Source organism: Paenibacillus piri, from assembly GCF_004354045.1.
Taxonomy (GTDB): Bacteria; Bacillota; Bacilli; order Paenibacillales; family NBRC-103111; genus Paenibacillus_S; species Paenibacillus_S piri.
This window is the reverse complement of record NZ_SMRT01000003.1, coordinates 255,728-280,728: the sequence shown is the minus strand read 5'-3', so window position 1 is coordinate 280,728 and position 25,001 is coordinate 255,728. Positions and strand designations below refer to the sequence as shown.

General features: G+C 49.6%; 21 protein-coding genes and 1 pseudogene. 3 read left to right on the top strand and 19 right to left on the bottom strand.

The window, feature by feature from the left end; genetic code table 11:
* Window positions 1-243: 243 nt before the first annotated feature.
* Window positions 244-1,452 (bottom strand): ROK family protein, encoded by a 1,209-nt coding sequence (locus tag E1757_RS09490; protein WP_133227105.1) that lies wholly within the window; start codon window positions 1,450-1,452, stop codon window positions 244-246.
* A 166-nt stretch (window positions 1,453-1,618) separates the two neighbouring features.
* A complete protein-coding gene (locus E1757_RS09485) occupies window positions 1,619-1,972 on the bottom strand; it encodes a winged helix-turn-helix transcriptional regulator (protein WP_133227103.1) in 354 nt (117 codons plus the stop codon).
* 260 nt (window positions 1,973-2,232) lie between these two features.
* Between E1757_RS09485 and E1757_RS09480 the strand changes: the two genes are divergently transcribed.
* On the top strand, window positions 2,233-2,745 hold the full coding sequence (locus E1757_RS09480) for a dihydrofolate reductase family protein (protein ID WP_133227101.1): 513 nt from the start codon (window positions 2,233-2,235) through the stop codon (window positions 2,743-2,745).
* Between the two features lie 140 nt (window positions 2,746-2,885).
* Here the strand turns inward: E1757_RS09480 and E1757_RS09475 are convergent, their stop codons facing one another.
* The 11 genes and pseudogenes from E1757_RS09475 to E1757_RS09425 form a co-directional block, all read right to left on the bottom strand.
* Window positions 2,886-3,281 carry an SRPBCC domain-containing protein gene (locus tag E1757_RS09475; RefSeq protein WP_246079104.1) on the bottom strand — a complete coding sequence of 132 codons (396 nt, stop codon included), beginning with the start codon at window positions 3,279-3,281 and terminating at the stop codon, window positions 2,886-2,888.
* A gap of 198 nt (window positions 3,282-3,479) precedes the next feature.
* Entirely contained in the window at window positions 3,480-5,090 is a 1,611-nt protein-coding gene (locus E1757_RS09470; RefSeq protein ID WP_133227099.1) for a response regulator, read from the bottom strand.
* Between the two features lie 12 nt (window positions 5,091-5,102).
* A complete protein-coding gene (locus E1757_RS09465) occupies window positions 5,103-6,917 on the bottom strand; it encodes a sensor histidine kinase (RefSeq protein WP_133227097.1) in 1,815 nt (604 codons plus the stop codon).
* Window positions 6,918-7,147: 230 nt separating this feature from the next.
* Window positions 7,148-7,912 carry an RNA-guided endonuclease TnpB family protein gene (locus E1757_RS09460; protein ID WP_220446493.1) on the bottom strand — a complete coding sequence of 255 codons (765 nt, stop codon included), beginning with the start codon at window positions 7,910-7,912 and terminating at the stop codon, window positions 7,148-7,150.
* Window positions 7,913-7,969: 57 nt separating this feature from the next.
* Window positions 7,970-8,113 (bottom strand): annotated as a pseudogene (locus E1757_RS09455) (transposase); the annotation flags it as partial.
* Window positions 8,114-8,256: 143 nt separating this feature from the next.
* The gene (locus tag E1757_RS09450) at window positions 8,257-9,114 is read right to left on the bottom strand and encodes a carbohydrate ABC transporter permease (protein ID WP_133227095.1); all 858 of its coding nucleotides are present in this window, start codon (window positions 9,112-9,114) and stop codon (window positions 8,257-8,259) included.
* Window positions 9,107-9,988: a carbohydrate ABC transporter permease gene (locus E1757_RS09445; RefSeq protein ID WP_133227093.1), complete on the bottom strand. Its 882-nt coding sequence runs from the start codon at window positions 9,986-9,988 to the stop codon at window positions 9,107-9,109. The genes E1757_RS09450 and E1757_RS09445 overlap by 8 nt, the downstream gene beginning before the upstream one ends.
* 63 nt (window positions 9,989-10,051) lie before the next feature.
* Window positions 10,052-11,368: an ABC transporter substrate-binding protein gene (locus E1757_RS09440; protein WP_133227091.1), complete on the bottom strand. Its 1,317-nt coding sequence runs from the start codon at window positions 11,366-11,368 to the stop codon at window positions 10,052-10,054.
* Between the two features lie 150 nt (window positions 11,369-11,518).
* Window positions 11,519-12,175: a class II aldolase/adducin family protein gene (locus tag E1757_RS09435; protein WP_246079103.1), complete on the bottom strand. Its 657-nt coding sequence runs from the start codon at window positions 12,173-12,175 to the stop codon at window positions 11,519-11,521.
* A 104-nt stretch (window positions 12,176-12,279) separates the two neighbouring features.
* Window positions 12,280-13,644 carry a four-carbon acid sugar kinase family protein gene (locus E1757_RS09430; RefSeq protein WP_133227089.1) on the bottom strand — a complete coding sequence of 455 codons (1,365 nt, stop codon included), beginning with the start codon at window positions 13,642-13,644 and terminating at the stop codon, window positions 12,280-12,282.
* A gap of 30 nt (window positions 13,645-13,674) precedes the next feature.
* Window positions 13,675-15,096, bottom strand: coding sequence for an NAD(P)H-dependent oxidoreductase (locus E1757_RS09425; RefSeq protein ID WP_133227087.1), 1,422 nt, complete (start codon window positions 15,094-15,096; stop codon window positions 13,675-13,677).
* Between the two features lie 258 nt (window positions 15,097-15,354).
* Here E1757_RS09425 and E1757_RS09420 point away from each other — a divergent pair, with 258 nt between their 5' ends.
* Together E1757_RS09420 and rpoN are read left to right on the top strand one after the other, a co-directional pair.
* Complete coding sequence (locus E1757_RS09420; protein WP_133227085.1) at window positions 15,355-17,265, top strand: sigma 54-interacting transcriptional regulator; 1,911 nt, start codon at window positions 15,355-15,357, stop codon at window positions 17,263-17,265.
* 76 nt (window positions 17,266-17,341) lie between these two features.
* Complete coding sequence (rpoN, locus tag E1757_RS09415) at window positions 17,342-18,655, top strand: RNA polymerase factor sigma-54 (protein WP_133227083.1); 1,314 nt, start codon at window positions 17,342-17,344, stop codon at window positions 18,653-18,655.
* Window positions 18,656-18,772: 117 nt separating this feature from the next.
* Here rpoN and E1757_RS09410 read toward each other — a convergent pair whose 3' ends face one another.
* The 6 genes from E1757_RS09410 to E1757_RS09385 form a co-directional block, all read right to left on the bottom strand.
* On the bottom strand, window positions 18,773-19,654 hold the full coding sequence (locus E1757_RS09410) for an ATP-binding cassette domain-containing protein (RefSeq protein ID WP_165972036.1): 882 nt from the start codon (window positions 19,652-19,654) through the stop codon (window positions 18,773-18,775).
* Window positions 19,611-20,471: an ABC transporter ATP-binding protein gene (locus E1757_RS09405; protein ID WP_133227079.1), complete on the bottom strand. Its 861-nt coding sequence runs from the start codon at window positions 20,469-20,471 to the stop codon at window positions 19,611-19,613. The genes E1757_RS09410 and E1757_RS09405 overlap by 44 nt, the downstream gene beginning before the upstream one ends.
* Window positions 20,443-21,306 (bottom strand): ABC transporter permease, encoded by an 864-nt coding sequence (locus E1757_RS09400; protein WP_165972035.1) that lies wholly within the window; start codon window positions 21,304-21,306, stop codon window positions 20,443-20,445. Before E1757_RS09400 ends, E1757_RS09405 begins: the two co-directional genes overlap by 29 nt.
* A complete protein-coding gene (locus E1757_RS09395; RefSeq protein ID WP_133227075.1) occupies window positions 21,303-22,250 on the bottom strand; it encodes an ABC transporter permease in 948 nt (315 codons plus the stop codon). The genes E1757_RS09400 and E1757_RS09395 overlap by 4 nt, the downstream gene beginning before the upstream one ends.
* A 1-nt stretch (window position 22,251) precedes the next feature.
* Window positions 22,252-23,835, bottom strand: coding sequence for an ABC transporter substrate-binding protein (locus tag E1757_RS09390; protein WP_133227073.1), 1,584 nt, complete (start codon window positions 23,833-23,835; stop codon window positions 22,252-22,254).
* A 99-nt stretch (window positions 23,836-23,934) separates the two neighbouring features.
* Window positions 23,935-24,609 carry a class I SAM-dependent methyltransferase gene (locus tag E1757_RS09385; RefSeq protein ID WP_133227071.1) on the bottom strand — a complete coding sequence of 225 codons (675 nt, stop codon included), beginning with the start codon at window positions 24,607-24,609 and terminating at the stop codon, window positions 23,935-23,937.
* Window positions 24,610-25,001: the final 392 nt, after the last annotated feature.

Below are 25,001 nucleotides of genomic sequence, written 5' to 3'. Positions count from 1 at the left end.
TGGTTTTGAAAGCCTACCCTGCATTCCGGCAAAGCCGCTTGACTCACTCTCATCTCATCTTATTAACTATAGTTTAATAAGTACAAAAACGTTATTCAATTAACTTCAAAAACACCGCGGTATACTTTGCATTATATTCGATGTAAGCGCTATTGTCTATGGGGATTAATCATTTTTTATGAATCTTTTTGAAGTTAGTTTAATATTTGAGCAGACCGCTGCATACAGCGACGGATCGTGGGATTACTCTTTGGATAATCGTTCCTCGAAAATAAGCGCGCCCGCTCCGGTAATGCCGGCGGCCCCCTCCAGATAGGAAGGCTGCAGTACAATCGATTTATGGAACGTGGCAAAGCTTCTGGATACTGCAATAGATTTTACCTTCTCAAAATACGAATGCTGCCCGTTTACGAGCAGGCCGCCAATAATAACCGTCTCCGGAGCGAGAAAATTAATCGCATTGGCCAGAGCGATGCCCAAGTATCTGGCCGATTCGTCCAAAATATTGACGGCCAGCCGGTCCCCTTCCCGGGCCGCTTCGATAATGTGCCGAATATCGAGCGCATCTTCTCCGCTTTCGTACAAAGCGGACAGCGCCGTGCCGACTCCGCGGCGTATTTCTTCCCCGGCCCGGCGTATAATCGCCATACCCGAAGCAACCGTTTCCAAGCAGCCGTAGTTGCCGCAATTGCATTTCGGACCGTCCAAGTCGATCGTGCCGTGGCCGATCTCGCCGGCTCCGTAAGGGAACCCTTGATGGATTTTACGATTAAATACCAACCCGCTGCCAATCCCGAGATCGGCGTCCAGGTAGAGCAGATTGTTGAACCCCCGACCGCTGCCGAACCACAATTCGCCAAGCGCCATCACATTGGCGTCTTTATCGATCATGACGGGCAGCCCGAAATGATCCCGCATCAATTGCTGTACCGGGACGGAAGCAAGCCCGGGGATGTTGGGGGGCGTAAGCACAATCCCGTTATACGGATCGAGAGGTCCCGGTACGCCCAAGCCGATGCCCGATATTTGCTCCTTATTTACCCCTGAAGCGGCAATGACCGATTCCACGGCACGAATGATCTGCTTCATAATCGTATCCCGGTCGGTGCCGCTTTCCAGCTTCGCCTCGGCAGCCGAAACGGGGACGCCGCAAAAATTGATTACAGCCGTTTTTAAGGTGGAAGCGCTGACGTGAACGCCAACCGCGTACAACGCGTCGGCGTTCAATTCCAGCAGCACCGGCTTCCGTCCTCCGCTGGAAAGGTCATAGCCCGCTTCGCGGATAAAATGCTGATTGGTCAATTTCTCTACGATATTGTTAATCGCCGTGAACGTCAAATTTGTTTTGGCGGCCATTTCCGCCTTCGTCATCGGACCATTGTCACGAATCAGCTGAATGATCGTATATTGATTAATATTTTTACGGCTGTTTTCGCCTTTGGCTGATCTCATAGCTTACCTCGATTCCTTATGTTTCACCAAGCTTCCTTGACCAAAGCCGGCCAATCGGGCTTTTATGATAACGCTATCTGAAAACAGGCGGTCTGTCAACATTTCGCGACCAAAGAACGGCGGTACACCCGGACTTATCACCCCCGGGAGCGGAAAGTTCCCCTCGTTATTGTTTTAGCAATAGCGACTCGCTTGCCTCTTTTTTGGGACATGTCCCTTCCGACTGAGCCCACGCCCTCATTGCAGCAAAAATAGGTTGGAGACGCTGCCCGCGTTCGGTAAGTTCATATTCGACGTGCAAAGGGACTCCGGGATAAAGAGTACGCGTCACGATTCCTTTCTCCTCCAACATGCGCAACCGGTCTGTCAAGGTTTTCGGGCTGATTGGATGCAGCGAACGACGCAGCTCCCCAAACCGTTTGATGCCATTGAACAAATCGCGCAGAAGAAGAAGGGTCCACTTGCCATCTAAAATCTCCAGAACAGGTTCGATTGCGTCAGGACATGCTGGATCGATCATTAATATTCCCCCTTGGTTCATTTTTTGAAACTACTGCACTTTTTTGTAACTACTTTTCAAATGTACCATAGACCGCTACTATTGTGAAAGGGGAGGAAATCGACTGTTTCAGATCAAGCAGCCTTGTACAAAGGTCCAATAGCAACATCATTATCGTTCGGCTGCTCGAACGGCACCATAAAGGGGATAATGGTTTGGAGAAGGGCTTCAAGATTCTACTTGTAACTTATTGAACTATGAATGGAATGAGGAGGAATTATATGAAAACTATTCTTTGGGCAACCTTAACCGCTAATGGCAACTATGCACAATCCGGCCCCGAGCATCCGCCCAAACAGGAAGCGCTGGACGATTTTGCGACACATGCCAAAGCTGCCGGAAATTTCATTGTCGGACGTCGAACTTTCGAGGGCATGAGGGCAAGCGGCGGCGGGGGAGCTTTTGCCGGTATGGACATCGTCGTGGTTTCTGCAAGCATAAAGGAACTGCCCGGTGTCACAGTTGCGGGGTCGCCGCAGGAAGCCTTGAGCTACCTGCAAGAAAAAGGCCATCAAACAGCCCTTATCGCGGGCGGTGCGGATTTGCACAACGCATGTCTGGGCCACGGGCTTGTCGACGAGCTGATATTCAATGTGGCACCTGTGTTGGAGGGCAAAGGGCTTAATCTATTGACCGATCAAGACAACTACCAGTACAAGGATGTGCAGCTGCTCGATTTCAAAGCGCTTGGCAGCGGCGTCATTCAGCTGCGTTACTCGCTGGGTCGTTCCTAAGTAAGCGTCAAACTACATTCATGTCGCGAGCTTTTGCTGGCAGCAGCATGCTCTCCTAAGTCGTTATTCTTTTAAAAGCATAGATTGAAAATGAAGCTGCCCGGAAGGCTCCGCGGCAGCCCTACTGAGCTCTCGTTATATTAAATATAAGGCAGTTCCTTTCCTTCGACCAAAGCTTTCAAATTTGCCAACGATTGATCGAAGCCTGCCAAATTCATTGTAACTCTCGTTCCGCTACCCGCTTCTTCCAGCCTAAAAGATATAAGAGTTTCTTGTGAGTCCAAATAGAGGGAAAACTCCTGATTAATACTCACATTCCTAATTGTCAAGGACATAGGAAGCTCCTCTGTCAGATTATTATGGGCACTGGGCATTAACGTAAAAGTGACTTTTCCCCCGGTTTTCAGATTAGGAATTTCCCAAGGCGAGCCCGGCGCATACCATTGCGAAAGCTTGTCCTTATCCGTAATAGCATTCCAAACGGTTTCAATGTCTCCATCAATCACAATCGAACTATTCAATTCTGAATGACCCACGACTCATTCCTCCTTTTCATTTTGTAATATTTTAACATACCAAATAAAAAATTGTAATTAATCTGACCTGCCCGTCCGCTCAAAAAAAAGAGCACGCTCCTGCACTTTCGCTTGGGGGTAATCTCGCGTATGCAGCCGCTGCCTTGACCCGCCAATACGATCTCGCCCGTTTCTTTGACCGTTTCGAGACGGCTTGCCCTATTTTTTCCCTATGGCATAGTCGGTGGGGCTAATTCCGACTGCATGCTTGAAGACTCGGCTGAAGTAAGCAGGATCGGAATAGCCTACCATCTCGGCAATCTCATAAATCATATAGCGCTGCGTTTTCATCAGCTCTTTCGCCCGCTCGATTCGGTAACGGGTTAAATAGTCCGTAAAATTATCGCCTGTCTCGCGCTTGAATATGCTGCTCAAATAGTTTCTGGTTAATTGCAAATCATAGGCAAGCTGACTAAAAGAAACATTTCCGTCATAATTTTCAGCGACATATTTTTTTACATATTGCACATAAGAACGCTGCTTCACCGAGCTATATTTTTGTTCGAGCAGCTCCAGCAGCTCGTCCAATATAGTCCGGATTTGATTCATTAAGGATAGGCCTGTCGGCGCGGACTCGATTCTTTGCAAAAAAGGAGCCAGATGATTCACATCAAAGGCTGCGGCTTCTTCGGCTATCGTGTTTAAGACAATACTGCTGATCATACTGATGCATAAAGTTTTCGTATATTTCAGGGAAGCGCCGTTTTCTTTGAATAGCATCAGCTCTATGCGCTCCCACTTTTCCGCCACGCTGTCACGATCGGTCCGCAGCAAAGCTTCGGACAATTGTCGGATTAGTTCTATAGGATAACTTGGCCATTTCTCCGGAAAAAATTCCTTTGTTTCTTCGGCATCGAATACATGCCGGTAGCCCTCGTATTCGACCATCGCCAGCATATCGCGAGACTCTTTGTGGGATACCGGATACGCCGTAAATTGCTCATACCACCGGCCAATGCCGACATTCGCATCCAGCTCCAGATAAGTTCCGATACTTCCGATAAGCGCTTCGGAAATTTGCCTGGCCCTTTGCCTGGTCGCTTCCTTTGATCCGTACAAAAAGATGGGCAGCCGATCCTCCATATAACGAAGTGCATAGCCATTGCCCATTTTGGCGACAATTTCTTGGGCGATATTATAAGCGGCAAATTTATATAACTGCCAGTCTCTTTCCAGCTCGGTCTTCATATTGCCGTCTTTGAAAATCATAAGGCTCATGACGAGTCCGCCGTCAAATACGTCGCTCGTCAAATGAAGAAACCGTATCCTGCTGTCGCCAATATCTTGCTGTCTCATGCCTGCGGTAATCATGTCGAATAAAAATTGTTCTCTTAAAATGGGGATGCTCTGCTCTAATTGACTTTGCAGACCGTGGAAATACTGTTCCTTCTTCTCGGCAACCTTCATCTCGTTGATTACGGCTTCCAATACGGTTTCGATTTCGGTAAAAACGGACGGTTTCAAAATGTATTGCGATACATTCAGATGGATCGCCTCTTTGGCATCGTTGAATTCGCCATAACCGCTCAGTATAATGACCGGAAGCTCCGCATTGACTTTTCTTATGCTTTTGATCAGCTCCAGCCCGTTCATTCTTGGCATATACACATCGGTAATAAGCAGGTCGGGCTGATCGTGTTGAAATTTCTCCCACGCTTCTTCGCCATCCTGGGCGGTAATGATTTCGTCTATGCCGAGACGTTCCCATGAAATCGTATTTATTAATCCGGATACGACATAAACATCATCGTCCACCAACAATACTTTCATTCCGACAACACCTCATTTCAAATTACTGATGCAATTGACCTTATGTATGGAATCCAAATAAGGAAGCGTGATTGTCACTTTGACGCCTCTCGTTTCCCTGTTCTCGATATGCACCCCGTACTGCGAACCAAGATACAGCTCAAGCCGCTCCCTTACATTTTTTATCCCGTAACCGCCCGATCCCGATACGTATAGAGAGCTTTTCTTCCGCTGCTCGCTCTCATCCTTCTGCTGCCGGTCAAGTCCGGTTCCGTTATCCACAATGATGATTTTAAATGTATCCTCATCTATTCGTTCGGCTGAAACCGATACTTCCGCTTTCTCCTCATGCAGAACGGAAAACCCGTGAATGATGGAATTTTCGATGAATGGCTGCAAAATAATTTTGGGCACATAGCATTGTTTGAAATTAGGCTTCACATGCTCGCTGTACATAAATCGGTCCTGCAGCCTGAGCTGTTGAATTTGCGCGTACAGCCCGGCATGCTCCAGCTCTTCCTGCAGAACAATGAACGGACTGCCGCCGCTTAAACTGATGCGGAACAACTTGGCCAGCTTGGAAGCCATGAAGCTGACTTCCATGTTCCCTTTCATCGCTGCAGCCCAATTAATCATATCGAGCGTATTATAAAGGAAATGGGGATTGATCTGGCTTTGCAGGACGGTTAACTCCAAATCTCGTTTTAACCGGTTTTTCTTGTCCAGCTCTTCAATCGTCCCTTGAAGCCGTATAGCCATAAGATTAAAGGCATGAACCAGCTTGTTGAATTCAACGATCGAATGTTTTTTCAAGCTTGTATCGAAATTTCCTTTCTCTATCTGTTGAAATCCTTTTAATAAATCAGGCACCGGCCGAATTATCCGGCTCGATAAATAGGAGGAGACCGGAAAAATAAACAGCAGAATGACCACTCCGATGATAAGCATAATATTGCGGATGATTTGGACATCGCGATACAGCTGATCGTTTTCCAAAAACTCGACGATTCTCCATTTCTCCTGGTTTTTCATCGAATAAATCATAAGATACTTGTTGCCGTTCATATCCAACTGCCGATATCCGGCTTGCTGATTAATCGTATCCAGGTACGATTCGAACGTTTTCATCAGACGGGAGTTCATATCGGCGGACATTCTGGACATGATCCTGTTGTTCGAATCAAGAACGAGCAAAGAGCGGTTCGTTGGCGATGACTCCGCATTATTTTTGAAAAACAACCGGACCCATGAGTCTTCGTTCATATTGATCGCGACGAAACCGGCAGTCCCCCCTTTGCGGTTATAAATTTTCAATACATAAGTAAGGACCCGCTTCTCAGGATCCCACATCGTTTCGCCATGGGAAGGCACCCATATGGCGTCCATGTCAGAGAACTGGGGCATTTCTTCTTTCCAGGGCATTTTCGTTAGGGGCAGTATCATATTTTTACCGACCGGTCCGATTTGCTGATATTGGGCATATTGATCCGTATAGATTTGGATGCTGTCGATATACGGCTTGACGAATGTGAACGTATTTAACCATTCGCTGACTTTGCGCTGCAAGAGAATATAATCGTATAAATCGATGCTGTCGTTGTGCTCGAGAACGTCCTTGATGATCGGATGTGTGGAAATCGTCAGTGCCATTCCCTCTACATCCTCTACCCGCTCAATCAATTGAAGCTGATTGCTGTACAGCACTTGCAAACGGGCCTCGCTAATTTGTTTTGTAAAAAAATAAGTAACGCTGACATAGATCGCAATCGTAATCAGCAATAAGAAAAATATGTTGGACATCACCATGACAGAAAACAAAAACGGCCTTAGCTTCCATTGCCTCTTCATCCGAACAACCGCCTTTTTCCGCAGTACGATCAACTTCTTCTATATAAAAACAAATACAGAGGCGGTACCCGTTGTTTACCGGATACCTCCCTCTGAAAACGCTGCTTTTTTTGCAGTATAATGGACTTGCCCATACAAGACTTATCGTGACATACTCCCACCACCTACACTAACGCTTAGAGGTGGGGGCTTCTTGGGACGTACCAGCTAACGCCAGCATAATGACCAAGCTATCCCCGTTTGCCCATCGGTTCTCTATAACTGATGGCAACTTTAAGGCGTTGTTTTTCACGGTTCTTGCTGCCTTTTTTACGTTTGGATAGCTTACGTTGTGCTTTTTTCAGTTTAGCTTCTGCTTTGCGATAAAATTTTGGATAATCAGCAGGATTGGCTTGGCTATCCACAAACAATGATGGAGACGAATAATCCAACCCTAATACGGTTTCTCGTGTTGGTTCTACTGACTTTATATTCGCTTCGTACTCAACCAATACGGAAACGTAGTATTTTCCTGTTGGCGTTTTGCTAATGGTTGCAGACTTTATAGCAGCTTCCTTCGGCAATGAACGATGAAGCTTAATTCGCACATCTTTCAGTTTGGGCAGTCGGATGGTTGCAGGGTCAATGAGCCGAATCGTGCCGCCTTGATTGTTCGTGGTATATGATTTCTTATCCTGATGCTTGCTCTTGAATTTCGGAAAACCTACGGACGGGTCTCGAAAGAAATTGTTATAAGCCGTATGCAAATGAAGTTGTGCATTTGCCAGAGCCAGACTATCCACTTCTTTGAGCCATTCGAACTCCTTTTTGAAATCGGCGGGAAGCCGATATTTCTGTCTCTTCAAGGCTTCTTTATCATCTTTAAATTGCTTATAGATTTCTTTCCGATTCGCAAGCATTTGATTATAGACAAATCGTACACAGCCAAAGGTTTTATTAATGAGAATTTCCTGTTCCGTACTGGGATAGATACGATATTTGAATGCTTTGTTCATATCTTCTCACCTTGACTTTCGATATAACGTCTGACCACTTCAATCGGCGCACCGCCTGTTGTAATTCGGCGCAATATACGCAAATATTTCTTTGAGACGATTCGATATGTTATCATCAATCACTTTTCGACGATATTTTATAACCAAGACGAGGTGATAGTACATCGAGAATACTGAATGATTATTATTGTCTAATTCCACATGATCACCGCCATATATAACTATACTACTGATTATATCATGACGATGTATATTTTGTAAGCTACGCTTCGAAGGCGATAATTCATCCCCCACTTAAAAAAGTGGGAGACTTCTTGTCGCATAGGTTAAACAGGCCGGGCGCACTAGCCTTTGACCCCTCCCGATGTGAGTCCCTCGATCAAAAACTTTTGCAAAAAAATAAAAACGGTAAACACGGGGACTAGCGATAAAACGGACATCGCGAATAGCGCCCCAAAGTTCGATTCTCCGCTGGAATCCAAAAACGTCCGCAGTCCTAATGACACGGTAAATTTATGACTGTCATTGATGTAAAGAATTTGGCTGAAAAAGTCGTTCCAGGTCCATATAAACGTGAAGATTGCCGTTGTTACCAATGCCGGGAGAGCTAATGGCAGTACAAGCCGCCAATAAATTTGAATCGGTCCGCAGCCGTCGACAATTGCCGCTTTATCCAATTCCTTCGGAATGTTCCGGATAAACTGGATCATCAGAAAAACGAAAAAGCCTTCCGCCGCAGTAAATTTGGGCACGATTAGCGGCAAATACGTATTGATCCAATCCAGTTTATTGAAAATGACATACTGCGGGATTATCGTAACATGATGCGGCAGCATAATGGTCATCAGCATCAAGCCGAACAATACGGCTTTTAACCGAAAGTCCAGACGGGCAAAAGCGTACGCCGCCATGGAACAGGATAGCAGGTTCCCGACAATAGAAAAGCCGCTGACAATAAATGAATTTTGAAAAAACAAGGCGAACGTGTTGCTGCCCAACCCTTTCCACCCGTATATATAATTGGCAAGCGTGAACGTTTCGGACCAAAGCCCTCTGTCCATCAAAATATTTTGCGGCAGCTTAAAGGAACTGAAGAGCATCCATATCATCGGATACAGCATAATAAGCGATATGGCGATATTCAACAGATGCCTGCCGATACTCGAGCGTCCGGAGACGACTTGATTCGTTTGGTTATTCATAATGCACCCACTTTTTGGAAGAAAGGAACGTGATCATTGTAAATATACCGATGATGACAAGCAGTATCCAGGCCAATGCCGAAGCATAACCCATTTGAAAATTGACGAACCCTTTCTGGTATAAATAGAGCGTATAGAACAATGTCGAATTCAGGGGCCCGCCGGTACCGCCGCTGATGACATAAGCCGGTGTGAACGCCTGGAATGAATTAATAATTTGCATGACCAGATTGAAGAAGATGATCGGCGTCAGCATCGGAATCGTCACCCGAAAAAATTGAGCCCGTTTCCCCGCCCCGTCGATAGAAGCCGCTTCATATAATTCGTTAGGTATTTGCTGCAAGCCGGCTAAAAAAATAATCATAGGCGAACCGAACTGCCATATTTTCAGCAGGATCAGCGTATAAAGAGCATACTCGGGAGTTGCAATCCAACTCACGCCGTCGATCCCGAAATATCCCAGAAAAATATTGAACAGCCCTTTGGCCCCAAACACTTGTCTCCATAACAAGGCGATAGCGACACTGCCTCCGAATAGCGAAGGCACATAATAAATGGCACGGTATAGCGGCAATCCCGCCAATCCTTTTTGAAGCATAAGCGCAATGGCCAAAGCGAACATAAGTTCAAGGGGAACCGCCAGAAACACATACCGGAACGTAACGCTTAAAGATTCCAGAAACTGCGTGTCGTTCGTGAATATAGTCTTGTAATTGGACCAGCCTGTCCAGACGGGACTATGGAACATCTCGTAATCGGTAAATGACAAATAGAAGGAAACCGCCACCGGTATGAGCGTAAACGCGAGCATACCTATAATCCAGGGGCTTAGAAATAAGTATCCAATCCCGTCTCTTTTTAAAAACCGCCGCATTTCTCCCGCTCCTTTTAACGGACGGAACGGCACATTCCGTCCGTTCAATTCCAACGTTCTATATTATTTTAATATTTTATTGGCCTCGTTAAAGAAATCGTCTACAGCTTTCTCTACGGTTTTCTTTCCGAACCCGATAGCCTGGCTGGTAATCGTTATTTGTTTGTAAATTTCGCTGTTGCCGGCCGGCGGGTTATTCGGAATCGTAAAGAACTCCGCTACCTTTTGCTGGAATTCATCTACTTTAATATTGGCCGGACTAAGAACAGGCTTGACCGCTTCCTGCATCTTTTTGGAAGGGCTTGGTCCAAATTCCTCCTTGAAGATTTTGGCTCCGTCCACATCGTTCAGAAGATAATTAATAAACTGAGCCGCTTCCTTCGGATGCTTCGATTTTGCCGCGATGGAGAAAAAGATGCCCCCGAGGTCTTCCCCATGTTTGCCGTTAGGCAGAGTCGGTATTCTTCCGGCCTCCAGCTGATCCTTGACGAACGATTGATAAATTCCGAGTTGATTGGCGCCGCCCGCAGATACGGTCAGCGCGACTACGCCTTTGACGAGCATGGATTCCTGCGCAGATTTATTCGCATACTCAGCGACGACCGGCGCAGGAGGAATTATTCCGTCCTTACGCAATTTGTCCCAGTAATTAAACCAATCGATCATATCCTGCTTCTCAAAGCCAAGCTTCCCTTCCTTCGAATAAACATCCTTGCCTCTTTGCCGAAGAAAATAGCCGAATATGTCGCTATCGGGCGTAATTCCGGTAGGATCGTCTGCGAAATAAATATTCGGGTTATTTACGGCCTTTTTAAATTCGGCGCCCTTGGCTGCAAACTCATCCCACGACGCATCGAATTTCGGCGGTTGGACGTTCGCTTTTTTGAACAGCTCCGTATTATAAAACAACCCTTTTGAAACATTCCCATTCGCAACCATAATGATTTTGCCGTTTACTTTACCCGCGTCGAGCATTCTCGGGCTGAAATCGGATGTGTCGATTGTTTTCGATTGAACGAAATCGTCCAGCGGAAGCAGTTGATTGCGGTTGGCGTAGTCTCCATATCGCGATAATTTCATCGAGATGACATCCGGCAAGTTATTGCCGGCCGCCTGCGTCGCCAGCTTGTCGTAAAAAGGATCCTGATCGGCGAATTCCTGTTCGACTTTAATGTTCGGATTCTTTTTTTCGAAATCGGCGATCATTTCCGTATACTTTTTGTGGCGGGCTTCTCCGCCATAAAAGCCGAATCGCAGCGTCACTTTTTCCTGGGTATCGTTTTTGCCGGCCGGCTTTTGTGCGGCTTCGCCGCCGCTGCAAGCGGATAAGGCGACCGCGAGTATTGCGGCCATCCCGATTGTAAACCCTTTCTTAAACATGGATAAACCTCCCTTTTCGACAACCTGTTTGTACTATCAGGACTTGTTTACATTTCTTAATATAATGAAAATACGCTGCGAAGTGAATGGATTGAGCACCACTTTTCTTGTACATTTGTAATATTCAAGGAAAGAAGCTGGCCGGCAGCCTCAATTTTCCGGCCAATTTCTTACAGGCTTGTAACCGGCATTTTGCAGAAAATCATGCTGCAGCTCGCGAGTCAACCCTTGCATGCCGACTCCTTGCCGAAGTGCGTGGATGTGCATCTTTGCCGTATATTCCAACGTTTGCAAAGCCATTCTCGCTTCCTTTAAGCTCTTGTCGTACACGATAACTCCATGATTTTCCAAAAGCATCACATTGGTCAGCTTCGCTTTTTGTTTCACGGCCGACGCCAGTTCGCGACTTCCCGGATGCCGGTACGGTATTCTTTCGACTCGTTCCAAATAATACATCGCTTCAACGAAATAGTTGGCGGGCAGGTCGAGGCCGGAACAGGCGATCATCGTGCTAAAGAAAGGCGAGGAATGAAGGATCGCGTTAATTTCAGGCCGTTCCTCGTAAATGCCCTGATGCATCAGGAACTCCTTCGATTGCTTTTTCCCCTCCTCCAGACCTGCCCCCGAGCATAATGAAAAATCGTCGACCTCCATTTCACCCAGATACGTGCCGCTGGCCGAAATATAAAACTGATCGTTGGTAAAACGCGCGCTGATATTACCCGCTATCCCCCAGGCCAGCCCGTGCTCCATCATAAATACGCCCGTCTGCTGCAATTGTTTGACCAGCTCTAACCGAGACATCATAGTTTCACTCCCGCTTTATATAAATATTTGCTCGAAGCTGAGATACCCTCTGCGAATGGCCGATATGAATCCATACAAGGAGTCCATCGCCTCCGTTCGGATATTTAAATGCTCGAAGCTTGCCGCACTTTCACGAAATAATCGGGGCTGCCAAGCTGTCCGCCCTTCAAAGCCACTTCCATACCGTTCATCTTCTCGTCCGTTGAATACGCTCTGCATAAAGGCGCTCCCGGGGAAACGGGAATCATCATTTCAAGCCCGTACACGCCCAATTGCCGGGTTACGAATCCGGACGTGTCGCCGCCTGCGATAATAATACGGCGCACTCCGGTTGCGAGCACGATTTCCCGCATCCATCGACCGAGCTGTCCGCCGATATGCTCGCCCGATTGGAAGTCCTCCATTCCCATTTCGTTGAAATGCTTCCGGGTTTCGGCAATCGACTCGTCATCCGGTCCCATCGCGGTATACATAATCACGCTGTACCCTGCTTGAAGGAGACTTATCGCCTGATCCAGCAATTCGCGGGGAGTCGAGCCCGACTTCACAATCTGTTCAGCCGGAATTTTAATGCCGTGGAAACCTTGCTCCAGCGCATTTTCGATCTGATGCCTTGTGACCATGGAACAGCTTCCCGAAACGGCAAGCACCTGATCCGACGGCTTCACGGATACCGGTTTCTGATGACTGCCCGGTTCGAAGCCGGCCGATTGCCAATAGCTTTTCAGCGCGTAACCGATGCCGGAGGAGCCGACTACAAAGCTCGATCGATCTCCGGCCGTTTCCCATATCAATCTTCCGGCGACGCTCAGCCGCTCATCATCCAATACATCGAACAGAAGAATGCCCGGATGGCCAAGCTTTTCCTTGAACCGTTCCCGCACGGTGTCCATGCTTCCGTCCAGCTCCAGAATGTTCATGAGTCCGATATATTCTGAGGTTTGTTCCCCCAGATGAATGCGGAGATCGGATTCGCCCATCGGCGTAATCGGATGTTTTGACATCACCGGATGACGATCCAGGCGATATACGGTATGCTGGATGTTTGCAAAATGGTGGCCAAATAACGTATACCGCCCTAATGGCGGCGCACCCGCCAATAGGGGGATAACCTCCTGACCGCTAAAATATTCCCGGGCCACTTCAATCGCCCTGCCGATGCTTCCGACTTCCGGCGAAGAATCGAAGGTGGAGCATGTTTTATAGTGGACGATTGGGACCTTCATCTCCGCAAGCCGCCTGAACACCGGCCGCAGTTCTTGTTCCATGTCGGCGGGACGCTTAGCACGGCTTGTTCCGGCTACACCGATGCAGCGTATGCCGTCAAACCGTTCTATCATTTCCGGTGTCGGCGTTTCCAGAAATAGGACCGTCCGATACCCGCTTGCGGAAAGCGACTCCATCGCATCCGCCGACCCGGTGAAATCGTCGCCGTAAAAGGCGAGCAGCAGTCCGTCTTCCTTCGTCATGTGTATGTCCTCCCTTTCCTGCGCAGAGTGCTACTCCCGGTCGGACAGAAATAGTTCGTCCTGCAGCTGCCGGAGCTCCCACAGCGTCGAATGCTCGGGCGCCTCCACCATGGCGTAGGTGATGACGGACCCTTTTGCAATGTCGACCTTCGCTTTGTTGCCATCCAGCATATGGGCAGGGATAGGATTGTTGTCGTCCCGTTTGGAAGCGGGCAATATGATCGCCGTCATTTTATAATCATGGTCGTTACCGAATACTTCTCCGGCCCTGATATCTCTTGCAGCCTTTTTGACCAGGTCGAAACGGGGCTTGTATTCAAGCGAGCCTGTATCCAGTCCCAATAGCCCGGCAACCATGAAGGAGCTGGATGATTCGACCCCGCAAAGGTGATACGGCCGGTAGATCACCGCCGTCGATTTGTCATAATTGGGAATCTGTCCTTTCGTGGTCAGAATGTAGTTGGAATACGCATTGTCACAGCGAACGACCATGAATACGCCGCCTCCCATCCCGGCTTCGTCGGGCCTTCTGAAGCAAGTCGCTACATCGATAACACCTTCTTCCTTAAAAATCCCGCCGTTCTTTTGCGAACAATAGGCGACCGGCAGCTCCGTAATACGAAGCGTCGCTTCATGCATCGGTGCGTAATCGGGGACGAGATCGGTTGAATTCGCCATGATGGTAAGCTCGCACAAGTCGAATGCGCCTGCGCCTGGAAGCGATTTAAGTATTTCCGCCCTTTTTTGAATGTATGCCTCGGATTGGCCTTCGGGAATAAATTCAAAGTATTTGGCTTCATCTTCGCTTATCGTAACGGACACGGATTCGTGCACCGTGATTCCATCGGCTTCAATGGAAATCGTTCGGTTCTTTTCATCGTAGACGAATTCTCCGTCGCGGGCTTTGCCGGCGGATATAACCGTCAGTCCCACTAGCTTCGCCCACTCCACCATAGCTATGAGAAGGCCGTGCTGATCTCCGTCGACGGGCGTATAGACGACTCCCTTTTCCTGCGCCAGCTTTTTAAGAATAGGCCCGACTACGGAATCGGCCTCCTTGTTGATCATGGCGACATGCTTGCCTTTATCAATAGCCAGTTTGGCGTAAAGGGCGCCCGCTTCGGGAATGCCCGTTCCCTCGCCCACAATGTCGATTGCCGGAACGTCCATAATCATTCCAGCTTTATCCGTATAGACGAATTTGCCGGCTTCGATCGCTTGTTGGGCGTCGGCAGCGTTATCGGAGTAGACAACCAGCTCTTCGGCGATCTCCGCCTTAATAAATGAGGACTTGGCCGCATCCAGGTTAATATCCGCCACGATGCACACGCGTAAATATTGATTATAATTTTGCTGCGTGACTACGGCCGTGCCAAAATGGCCGGCTCCGATAATGGCTGCGTTGACACATTCCTTTTTTCTCATTTTGTCCAATAGATGATGGTAGATCATAATTAAATAAAACCTCCTTTTTCGTTATGCCATCTTAACAAGCAAGATTGATGCCAACTTTTCCATTTGCTCTAAAAAAGGACTTTGGAGAGATGATTTTTTTCTCTTTATATTTAAAAACAGCCCGTTTATGGGGAAATATTCAAAAAAATAAATTGATCATCCATACGGATTCGATGTATAAATAACTTAAAGCTATTTGCGCTGCTGTTGCATCGATGTATGTCTGCAACATATCGGAAGGAGAGATTGCAACGCATGATTCATATCACTTATATGGTTCCTTACCCGGAGCTTGAGGATTTGGTTTATAAAAGCTTTGCCGCTCATCCGCAAAAAGATATGTTAAACCTGACCATTTCGGTTATATCGGCAGATCGGCTGGAGGAGGCCGACTTTCAATGCGATGTTTTGATAGCGAGAGGATATACGGCGGAGAGGCTGAACAGGCTGAAGCTGCGCATTCCCCAGATTGAGGTGCATATTACCGGATACGATATCATTAACGCTCTGGAGGAATGCCGGACGCAGTTTAACCCCGGAAAAATCGGGTTCGTAGGTGCATACGCAACGATACATAGCGCCAGGAAGCTGCGCGGATTATTTCATTGCGACATTGAAATATACAGCTCGGAAACCATCCATGACATTAAGGCAGCAATAGTTCGCGCCATGCAGGAGGGCTGCGATTCCATCATTGGCGGGCATTTGGTTAATAGGTGCGCGAAGGAACTGAACGTGAACGCCGTTCTCATCAAAACAGGGGAAGAGGCGATTACTCAAGCATTAAACGAAGCAATCCGAACGGTCGAGGTCATGAGGCAGGAGCGGGCCAAAGCGGAAATATTTCAAACTATTGCCCAATGCTCCCACGACGGCATCGTATATGTTACGTTCAACGGCCGGATCGACACGATTAATGAAAGCGCCTTAACTATGTTTTCGGATAAAGAAATTGATTTTTACCACAAAAGCTTGAATGAAACCATTCCCGATATGGTCAGTCACTTTAAAGAGGTCATTGCAAGCGGCAAAGAAAAAAACAATGTGCTGCACCAGTTGAATAAGCAGGTTTTATCCGCCAACTATATCCCGGTAATTACGGATAACACGGTTGCCGGGGTCGTAATTAATTTTCAGGATATTACAAAAATCCAGCAGGTTGAAATTCAAATCCGAAAAAAGATGAGCGCCAAAGGACTGCAGGCAAAATATCATTTTGATCATATTATTCACAAAAGTAAACTCATGGGCCAGACGATCGAAACCGCAACCAAATTTTCGCGCGTTTCATCCAACGTATTGCTCGTCGGCGAGACGGGAACAGGCAAAGAACTTATGGCGCAAAGCATCCACAATGCCAGCAATCGCCATACGGGGCCGTTTGTAGCCGTAAACTGTGCGGCATTGCCTGACAATTTACTGGAAAGCGAGTTGTTCGGATATGTTGAAGGCGCATTCACCGGGGCATCCAAGGGCGGAAAAATAGGGCTTTTCGAGCTCGCTCACAACGGGACGCTGTTCCTTGATGAAGTATCGGAAATTCCGATAACGTTCCAAAGCAAGCTGCTCCGCGTACTTCAGGAAAAGGAAATCCGAAAAATAGGCGCCGATAAAGTGATCCCCGTAGATGTGCGCATCATAGCCGCAACGAATATCAATCTGAAAAAGCTTGTTCAGGAAGGCCAATTCAGACAAGATTTATTGTACCGGCTCGATATACTAAAGCTTTACATACCGCCCCTCAGAAAAAGACAAGAAGATATTTACAAGCTGTTCATGCACTATGTAGGCGAGTTCAATCAAAAATTCAATACCAGTATACAAAAACTGGCGCCGGATGCGCTGGAGATGCTGATTGCTTATGATTTTAAAGGAAATGTGCGAGAACTAAAAAATATAGCCGAACGGCTATGCGCATTGAACGCCTCTAAAATCATTAACAAAGAAGCGATGCAAATGGCCCTGTTCCCTCAAGATATCGATGAGGATGCCGGCTTTGGGGAAACGGAAGCAACGATTAGGACCGATCGCATCCGGAATGAGAAAGAGCTGTTAATGAAGGCGCTGGCTGCCGCAAACCATAATAAAAGCCAGGCGTCCAAAGCGTTGGGAATAGACCGCAGCACATTGTGGAGAAAACTTAAAAAATATCATATTCACATATAAGCGGGCGGTTCGGGCTGTTGCATGGTGTTGCATTCGTTGCACACGTTGAAGTCCGAATTGCAAAAAGGAGAATACGATGCTGCCAAACTTCAAGCTTGACCAGGTTCAAACTCAAAAGCTGCATCTGACGGCCGAACTGAAACAGTCTATCGAAATTTTGCAGTATTCCGCATTGGAGCTGGAACAGTTTTTACACGAGCAGGCTTTCGAAAATCCGATGATTGAAATCGAAGACTCCTACGGTCCAAAGCCGCGTGGTTCGGGAAAAAGAAGTGATTCCTCCGGCGATTATGACAGGATTGCCCGACTGCCCGATCGTGACATTTCTTTGGAGCACTGGATCGTCTCTCAGCTGTTGATGACCCGCTATACGGATCAGGAGTATCGAGCGGTTTCGTATTTAGCGGGAAATTTGAACGAATCCGGTTATTTAACCGTCGATATGGAGGAAGCCGCTCATCAGCTTGAGCTGCCCCTGCCAATCATAGAACAGTCCTTGGAAATTTTACATTCATTCGATCCCGCAGGCGTCGGATCCAGAAATGCAGCAGAATGTTTACAGCTGCAAATTCAAAGAGATACGGATGCGCCTCCTCTCGCTTCCGGAATTGTGGCGAATTATATGGAAGAGCTCGCCAGAGGCAATCTCAACAACATTTCCCGGGAGCTGCGGGTTCCCAGAAGCGAGGTGGAATCGGCCTTATCGTACATCCGCAAGCTAAACCCGAGGCCGTGCGCGTCATTTGGAGCTGCCGATGCTGAATGCCTGGTCGTCGATGCCCACATATTTATCAAGCCTGGCCAACAACCGCAAATTATTATTAAAAATGCGAAAGGTCCCAAGATCAGGCTGAATGACCATTACTTGAAATGGAGTGAGGAGGCGGAAGCCTTCAGCGATGTCCGCGTATATGTCGAAGAGAAGACCCACGCCGCAAAGCGGCTGATCCGGAGTGTCGAGGAGCGAGATCGTACTTTGCAAAAAGTCATCAGCGTAATTGTGGAGGAGCAGCTGGACTTTTTCACAGGCGCGGCAGGCGGATTGAAGCCAATGATTCTTAACCATGTCTCGCAAAAAATAGGAATGCACGAATCGACGGTCAGCAGGGCGGTACGGAACAAATATGTCAACACGCCGAAAGGCGTGTTTGAATTGAAGTATTTCTTTTCAAGCGCCATTCAAACGGCCTCCGACAATCCTGAATCCGCAAGAAATGTGAAGCGAAGAATCCGATTGCTGGTTGATCGGGAGGATAAAAGAAAGCCGCTTTCCGATCAAGCTATCGCGACTATTTTTCAGAACGAAGGCATACAAATATCGCGCCGCACCGTTGCGAAGTATAGGGATGAGGAGCGCATATTGCCGTCGTCAATGCGAAAGTGCAGGTAAACAACCCCCGGATCCGGACAGCTGAACTCAGACGAGTCAGCCGCTTGCAGAGACTGCTCAAGCAGACGTTCATTGAATTGATGCGGGAAAAAGCCTCGGAGCAAGCTCCAAGGTTTTTCAATTTAACCGGTTCGCCGCCGGAACGGGCAGCTTCGGTACAGCCGCAAGCAGGCTGCGCGTGTAAGGATGCTCGGCCTTCAGATGGAACCCGGCGCTTTCGCGCATTTCGACGACTTCCCCTTCGCACATGACGGCAATCCGGCGGCTCACCTGCATCACCCTTGCCAGGTCATGCGAAATAAATAAATAACCGTATCCGTACTTCTGCTGCAAATCGAGCAGCAAACGGATAATTTGCGCCCCCGTGGATACATCCAGCGCCGAGATGATCTCGTCGCAAATCAATATTTGCGGCTCGGCCATTAGCGCCCTGGCGATATTGACGCGCTGGCATTGCCCGCGGCTTAACTCGCCCGGATAACGGCTGAGCAGCCCGCCGGTCAGGCCGACCCGTTCGATGGCCAGCCTCGCGCGGTCTCTGCGCTCCTGTGCCGAACCGATGCCAAAGTGGTAAAGCGGCTCCGTCAATATCCGCTCGACCGTCAGCCTCGGATTCAAGGCATCCACCGGGTCCTGGAAAATAAGCTGAATGCTCCGCCGCAGCTCTCTCGCTTCCTGAAACGAAGCGCGCGTAATGTCGTTTCCGTTCCAGTGCAGGCTGCCGCCGCTCACCGGCTCAAGCAGCGCCATGCAGCGGGCCAGCGTGCTTTTGCCGCTGCCGCTTTCGCCGACCAGCCCGACCGTCTCGCCGGGCCGCAGCCCAAGCGTAACGCCGTTCACCGCCCGGGTTATGAGCGGCTGGCCGAGCCAGCGGCGCTGTATATATTGTTTTTGGATATGTCGGGCAACCAGCATGTACAACCGTCGCTTTCTTTGTCCGCCGGCCAGGCCGGCTTTATGTCGTCGAATGTGCCGCAGTCTGCAGCTGGCGCCGTTCATAGGGCGGCACCTGCTCAGGCAGCGGCTGGCCCAATACGGGCGCCATAACCAGCAAATGGCGCGTATACGGATGCGTCGGGCGCGCCAGCAGGCGGACTGTCTCTCCATACTCGACGACCTCGCCGCAGCGCATGACGACGATCCGGTCCGCCAGCTCGGAGACGACGCCCAAATCATGAGAGATGAACAGCATGCCCATGCCGAACTCACGCTGCATCTGTTTGAGCAGCTTTAAAATGCCGGCCTGCACGGTAACGTCAAGCGCTGTCGTCGGTTCATCGGAAATCAGCAGCTTAGGCCGGTTCAGCAGCGCCATCGCGATCATGACCCGCTGCAGCATGCCTCCGCTTAATTCGAACGAATAGCTACCCATCATTTTTTCAGGATCGGGCAAGCCTACGCGGCTCAACATATCGAGACATTGAGCCCGTTTCGCCCGCCGGCTTCCTTCCCGCAAGCATTCCGTCAGCTGGGCTCCAAGCGGAAGCATCGGGTGGAAGGCGCTCATCGGGTCCTGGAACACAATGGAAATTTCGCTGCCGCGCTGCCGTTTCATTTCCTTCTCGGACAGCTCCAGCAGCTCCCGGCTCTCCAACCGGACACTGCCGGAAACAATGCGCAGCGGCGGTTCGAGCAAACGTAAAATGGAAAGCGCCAGCGTGCTTTTCCCGCAGCCGCTTTCTCCGACTACCGCCACCGTCTCGCCCTGCTCGATATGAAAGCTTACATTACTCAGCAATCGTCTTTCGCCGCCTGAGACGGATAATGCGGCGGAGAGCCCGTCGATTTCAAACAGCGGCCGCTGCGTTGTCCTCATGTATGTCCCGCCTTTCTTTATGCGTCGTATCGGACTGCTTCCATTTCCTTTCCAGCCTGCCGCCGATGCTGTTGACCAGCAGGATCGAGCAGGCCAGCGCCAGCGTCGGGAATACGACGGTCCACCATGCCTGCATAATAAAAGGATGTCCGTCGGCGATCATCGAGCCCCATGTCGGTGTCGGCGGGCTGATGCCGATCCCGAGAAAGCTTAGCGTAGAGATGACGCCGATCGCCATGCGGAAGCAGATGGTGGTAAGCAGCACGACGGTCGGCAGCAGATGAGGTAAAATATGCAGCCGGACGACGCCCCATTTGCTGCTGCCGAGCATAAAGGCCGCCCGGATGAAGCCTCTTCCTTTAAGCGCTTTCGTCTCATCGTGAATCAGCCAAAAAAACTGTCCCCAGATGGAAAACGCCATCGACAGCACCATGCCCAGCGTCCCGTTGCCGAATATCGTAATAATAAGCAGCGGCAGCAGCTGAACCGGAAACACGATCGAGATTTGGCCGATGAACAGGATGAGCGGCGTCAGGAATGGCGCCACGTTATAGCCGGCCAGCATGCCGAGCGCCGTCCCGGCCGTCATCGCCAGCAAAACCGCAAGCACGGCCAGCCCCAGCGTCAAATACGTTGCATAGATAAGCCGGCTGGCCACATCTCTGCCCAGGTGGTCGGTCCCGAGCCAAAACTCCGCGGAAGGCGCATCCAGCTTCGGCCCCTCGAATGGCGCGGTCGGATCGTGGGCGTACATATTCATATAAAAGAGCGAGCATACGGCAAAAGCGACGAGCGCGGTCAGCAGCCATATCCAGTAACGGTTTGAAGTGTTCACAGTTCTTTTCGCTCCCACACCTGATTTTGCCTCACCCTTGGATCTATGAGAGGATGAACCATATCCAACATAAAGCGCGAAACGATAAACAGCAGCGTCGTAAAGATCAAACATGCCTGAATAAGCGGAAGATCGTGGCTCGCAATCGCACCGACCGTCAGGTTGCCGATGCCGGGGTAAGAAAAAATCGTTTCCACGACGATCGTGCTGCTCAGCAGCACGCCCACCTGAATCGAGACGAAGGAAAAAATCAGCGACAGGGCGGGACGCAGTAAATAATGGATGCGAAAACGGAAGCCGCCGACATTTTTGGCTTTTGCAGTCACAATGAACTTTTCCTTGGCTACTTCCAGCAGCTTGGAACGAAACAGCAGACCGATCTTGATCGCTTCGGCTCCCGCGAGCAGCAGTACGGGCAGCACCAGCGACTGGACGCCCTGGCTTCCCGACGGAGGAAACCATTTGAGATGGACGCAAAACAGCTCGATGGCCAATATGCAGGGGACGAAGCCCGGTATGGAATGCAGCATCAACAGCGCCTTGTTCAACCGCCGGTCCGCCTTGACCGGCAAATACAATCCGAGGAAGCCGATGCCGATACCGCCGGCAACGCCGATCGGCAGAACAAACGCGATCAGCTTCACCGTCGCCCATAAATAAGGGAGCGCAATGTCGAGCACAGGCTCGCCAAGCTTATACGAATTGCCGAACTGCAGCGTTACCGTCTGCAGCATGTAGCGACCGAACCGTACGATTGCCGGCGCATCCAGACCTAACGCTTGGTGCAGCATGGCCCGCTCCGACTCGGTCGCATCATGCGGCAGCAGCGACCGGATCGGGTCGCCCATTCCGTGCGAAACGAAAAACAGGATGCCCGATACGGCCAACAAGACGGTGAGGCCGACAGCAAGTCGTTGAACGGCCGCTTTCATTCCTTGCCGCATCTTACTTCACCTTAATGCGATGAATATCAATTCTTCCCGTGCCATCAGGCTTCCAGTCGATATTGCCGGACATACCGTAAATATTCGGCGGGAACATGAGCCAGTTCACAGGAGACCCTTGCTTCGTTTTATCGAGAATTTGTTTGGACAGCTCCAGCCGCTTTTTCTCGTCCGACTCGGCCGCATAGTCTTTGATCCATTGCTCGACCTGGGTGTCGAGCTGATAGCCGAACGTTTTGTAAATCGATTTTTGGCTGAACGCCGCTACGAGAATGCGATATAGCTCGCGATCCGGATTATCGTAACCGGAGAACAAAAGAATAGATCCGGCCGTGCTTTGATCATATCGTTTGGGGTCAAGCAGCGGTCCGATTTCCATCAGATTGATTTTCGTTTCGATGCCTATTTTTTTCAGCTGCGCCTGCAGTACCTGGGCGGTGTCGATATCCCGCTGCGTAACGTCAAGACCGACGGATAGCGGCGTTTTGACGCCCGATTCCGCCAGGAGCGCTTTCGCTTTCTCCGGGTTATAGTCGCCGAGCGGGTACGCCTCCACAAAGCCGGAGCCGGATTTCGTAACGGGAGCGACCGCAGGCGAAGCAAATTCGCCAAACATATTTTTGGCGAGGGCCGCCCTGTCGATTCCGTAATAGAGCGCTTCCCGCACCTTCGCGTTATCGAACGGCGCCTTAAAGAAATAGCTCTGCCAGGTTACCCGGAAGCCGGGCTCGGAGACGACCTGGTAGCCGGACTGCCCCTGAATCCGTTTGATCGATGTCGCCGACAAGTCCGACGCAATATCCGCGTTGCCGCTCAGCAGCTCCGCCATGCGCGTTGCTTCGTCGGCTACATTTTTAATCGTAACTGTCTTGAACGGCGGGCGCTGTCCCCAATAATTCGGCGCCTCCTTCAAAACCGCGGTTTCCCCGCGCTTCCATTCGCTTAATATGTACGGGCCGGTACCGACCGGATTCGTCTTGTACTCTTCGCCGGTTGCAAGCTGTTTGGCCGAAAGCATCGGCAAATCGACGAGGAAATTAATCAACGCATAATTGGGTGAAGCGGTAATAATGTCAACCGTATATTCGTCAACGACATTTGTTCCCGTCACGCCGTCGAGCAGCGTTTTGAACGTGCTTTTGGGCACCTCGGGCGACATCAGCTTGTCGATCGTCGCCTTGACCGACTGCGCATTGAACGGATCGCCGTTATGGAACACGATACCCTTCTTAAGCTTGATTCTCCAATTGCTGTTATGGAATTCATAGCTCTCCGCCAGAGATGGAGCGAGCTTCCCGTCCTGACTTCTGACGAGCAGTGTATCGAACAGGAGCGTGCGCGGAAGCGTAATATCTTTTTGATAAGGATCGATGGTCGTAAAATCTCTCGTTTCATTCGTTTGCACAATGACGAGGCTGTCTTTCGTCTTGGCGGTCGACGTGTTTGAAGCTCCCTTGTCGTTCGATTGCGGCGCCGTGGCCGACGGTTGGGCGGCGGGCGGCTGCGTGCATGCGGCCAACAGCAGAAGCAGCAAGGCCATTATGACCGCAATCTTATAATTTCTTATGCTGCGTATATACAACATGATTCGTGACTCCCCCTATATGGTTGACTGACTAACGATCCGGGCATTTGTCCGCCGGGAACTTCATCCTGACGGCAAATTGCAATGACGCATTATGTATTAACGTCGTCCTATGACAAGATAGCGCGGATGCTCGGGCATACCGCCCCACAACGCCGCTTCCATCAACGGTTGTACCGTAACTTCGTTCAAGCCTTTCGATCGGAAAAACGCAGCAAGCTGCTCGCTCGGCTGACCGCCATAGAACGGCAGACGGCTGCGAATCGTCGCGTATTCGGTCTTTACCTCCTGATTCTCCCACTGCCCTTCGACCAAAGCTATGCGCCCCTGGGGCTTCAGCAGTCGCATCCATTCGTCGACGGCATCAGCCGGATTCGGCAGCGTCCAGATCAGATGGCGCGCCACGATCAGATCGTAGGCACCGCCGGGCAGACCGGGGCGTTCCGCATCGCCTGTGCGGAAATCGATCGGCAGGCCGGCGCTCTCCGCCTTGGCCTTGGCCAACTGCAGCATTTCCTCGGCAAAGTCGATGCCGGTCACTTCATGTCCCAGCTTGGCCAGGAGCAGGGAAAGAAAGCCTGTGCCGCAGCCCAGATCGAGCACCTTTAAAGGCTCGCTGCCGGCAAGACGGCTCAGCACAGCAACCCAAGCCTGATGCTGCTCCTCATTCAGCAGGCCGTGGCTCGGCCCCTGGTCGAAATCGGCAGCGCGGCCGTTCCAGTGCTGCTTCACCAATTGTTTGACTTCGGTTTCGTTCAATTCGGATGGATGCATGCTTCCTCTCTCCTTTTAGAGAATGATTATTATTATCAATTATTTCTCAAAAAAATGGCCGTCGATCACGTCGACAGTCACTTCATCTCACCGGCCCAAAACGATTCGGGCAGCGTATTCGATCGATTCGGTCGCGACAATCCGCTGTCGGAGTTGCGTCAATCGCTCCTTGCAGTGATATTATATCCGACCTATATGATAATGAGAATCTTTATCAATTATCGTTTGATGCAAATATTTCCATATTATCTCTATGTTCCTTCTATTTACTTACGATTTCTCATTATTTCATTTATTTGATCCGATTTCTTCCTATCGACGATTTAACGGACAGGAAAAACGCTATATGTCGCGCCATTCGTTCATTTGAACCATTCGCCACATCATAGCGT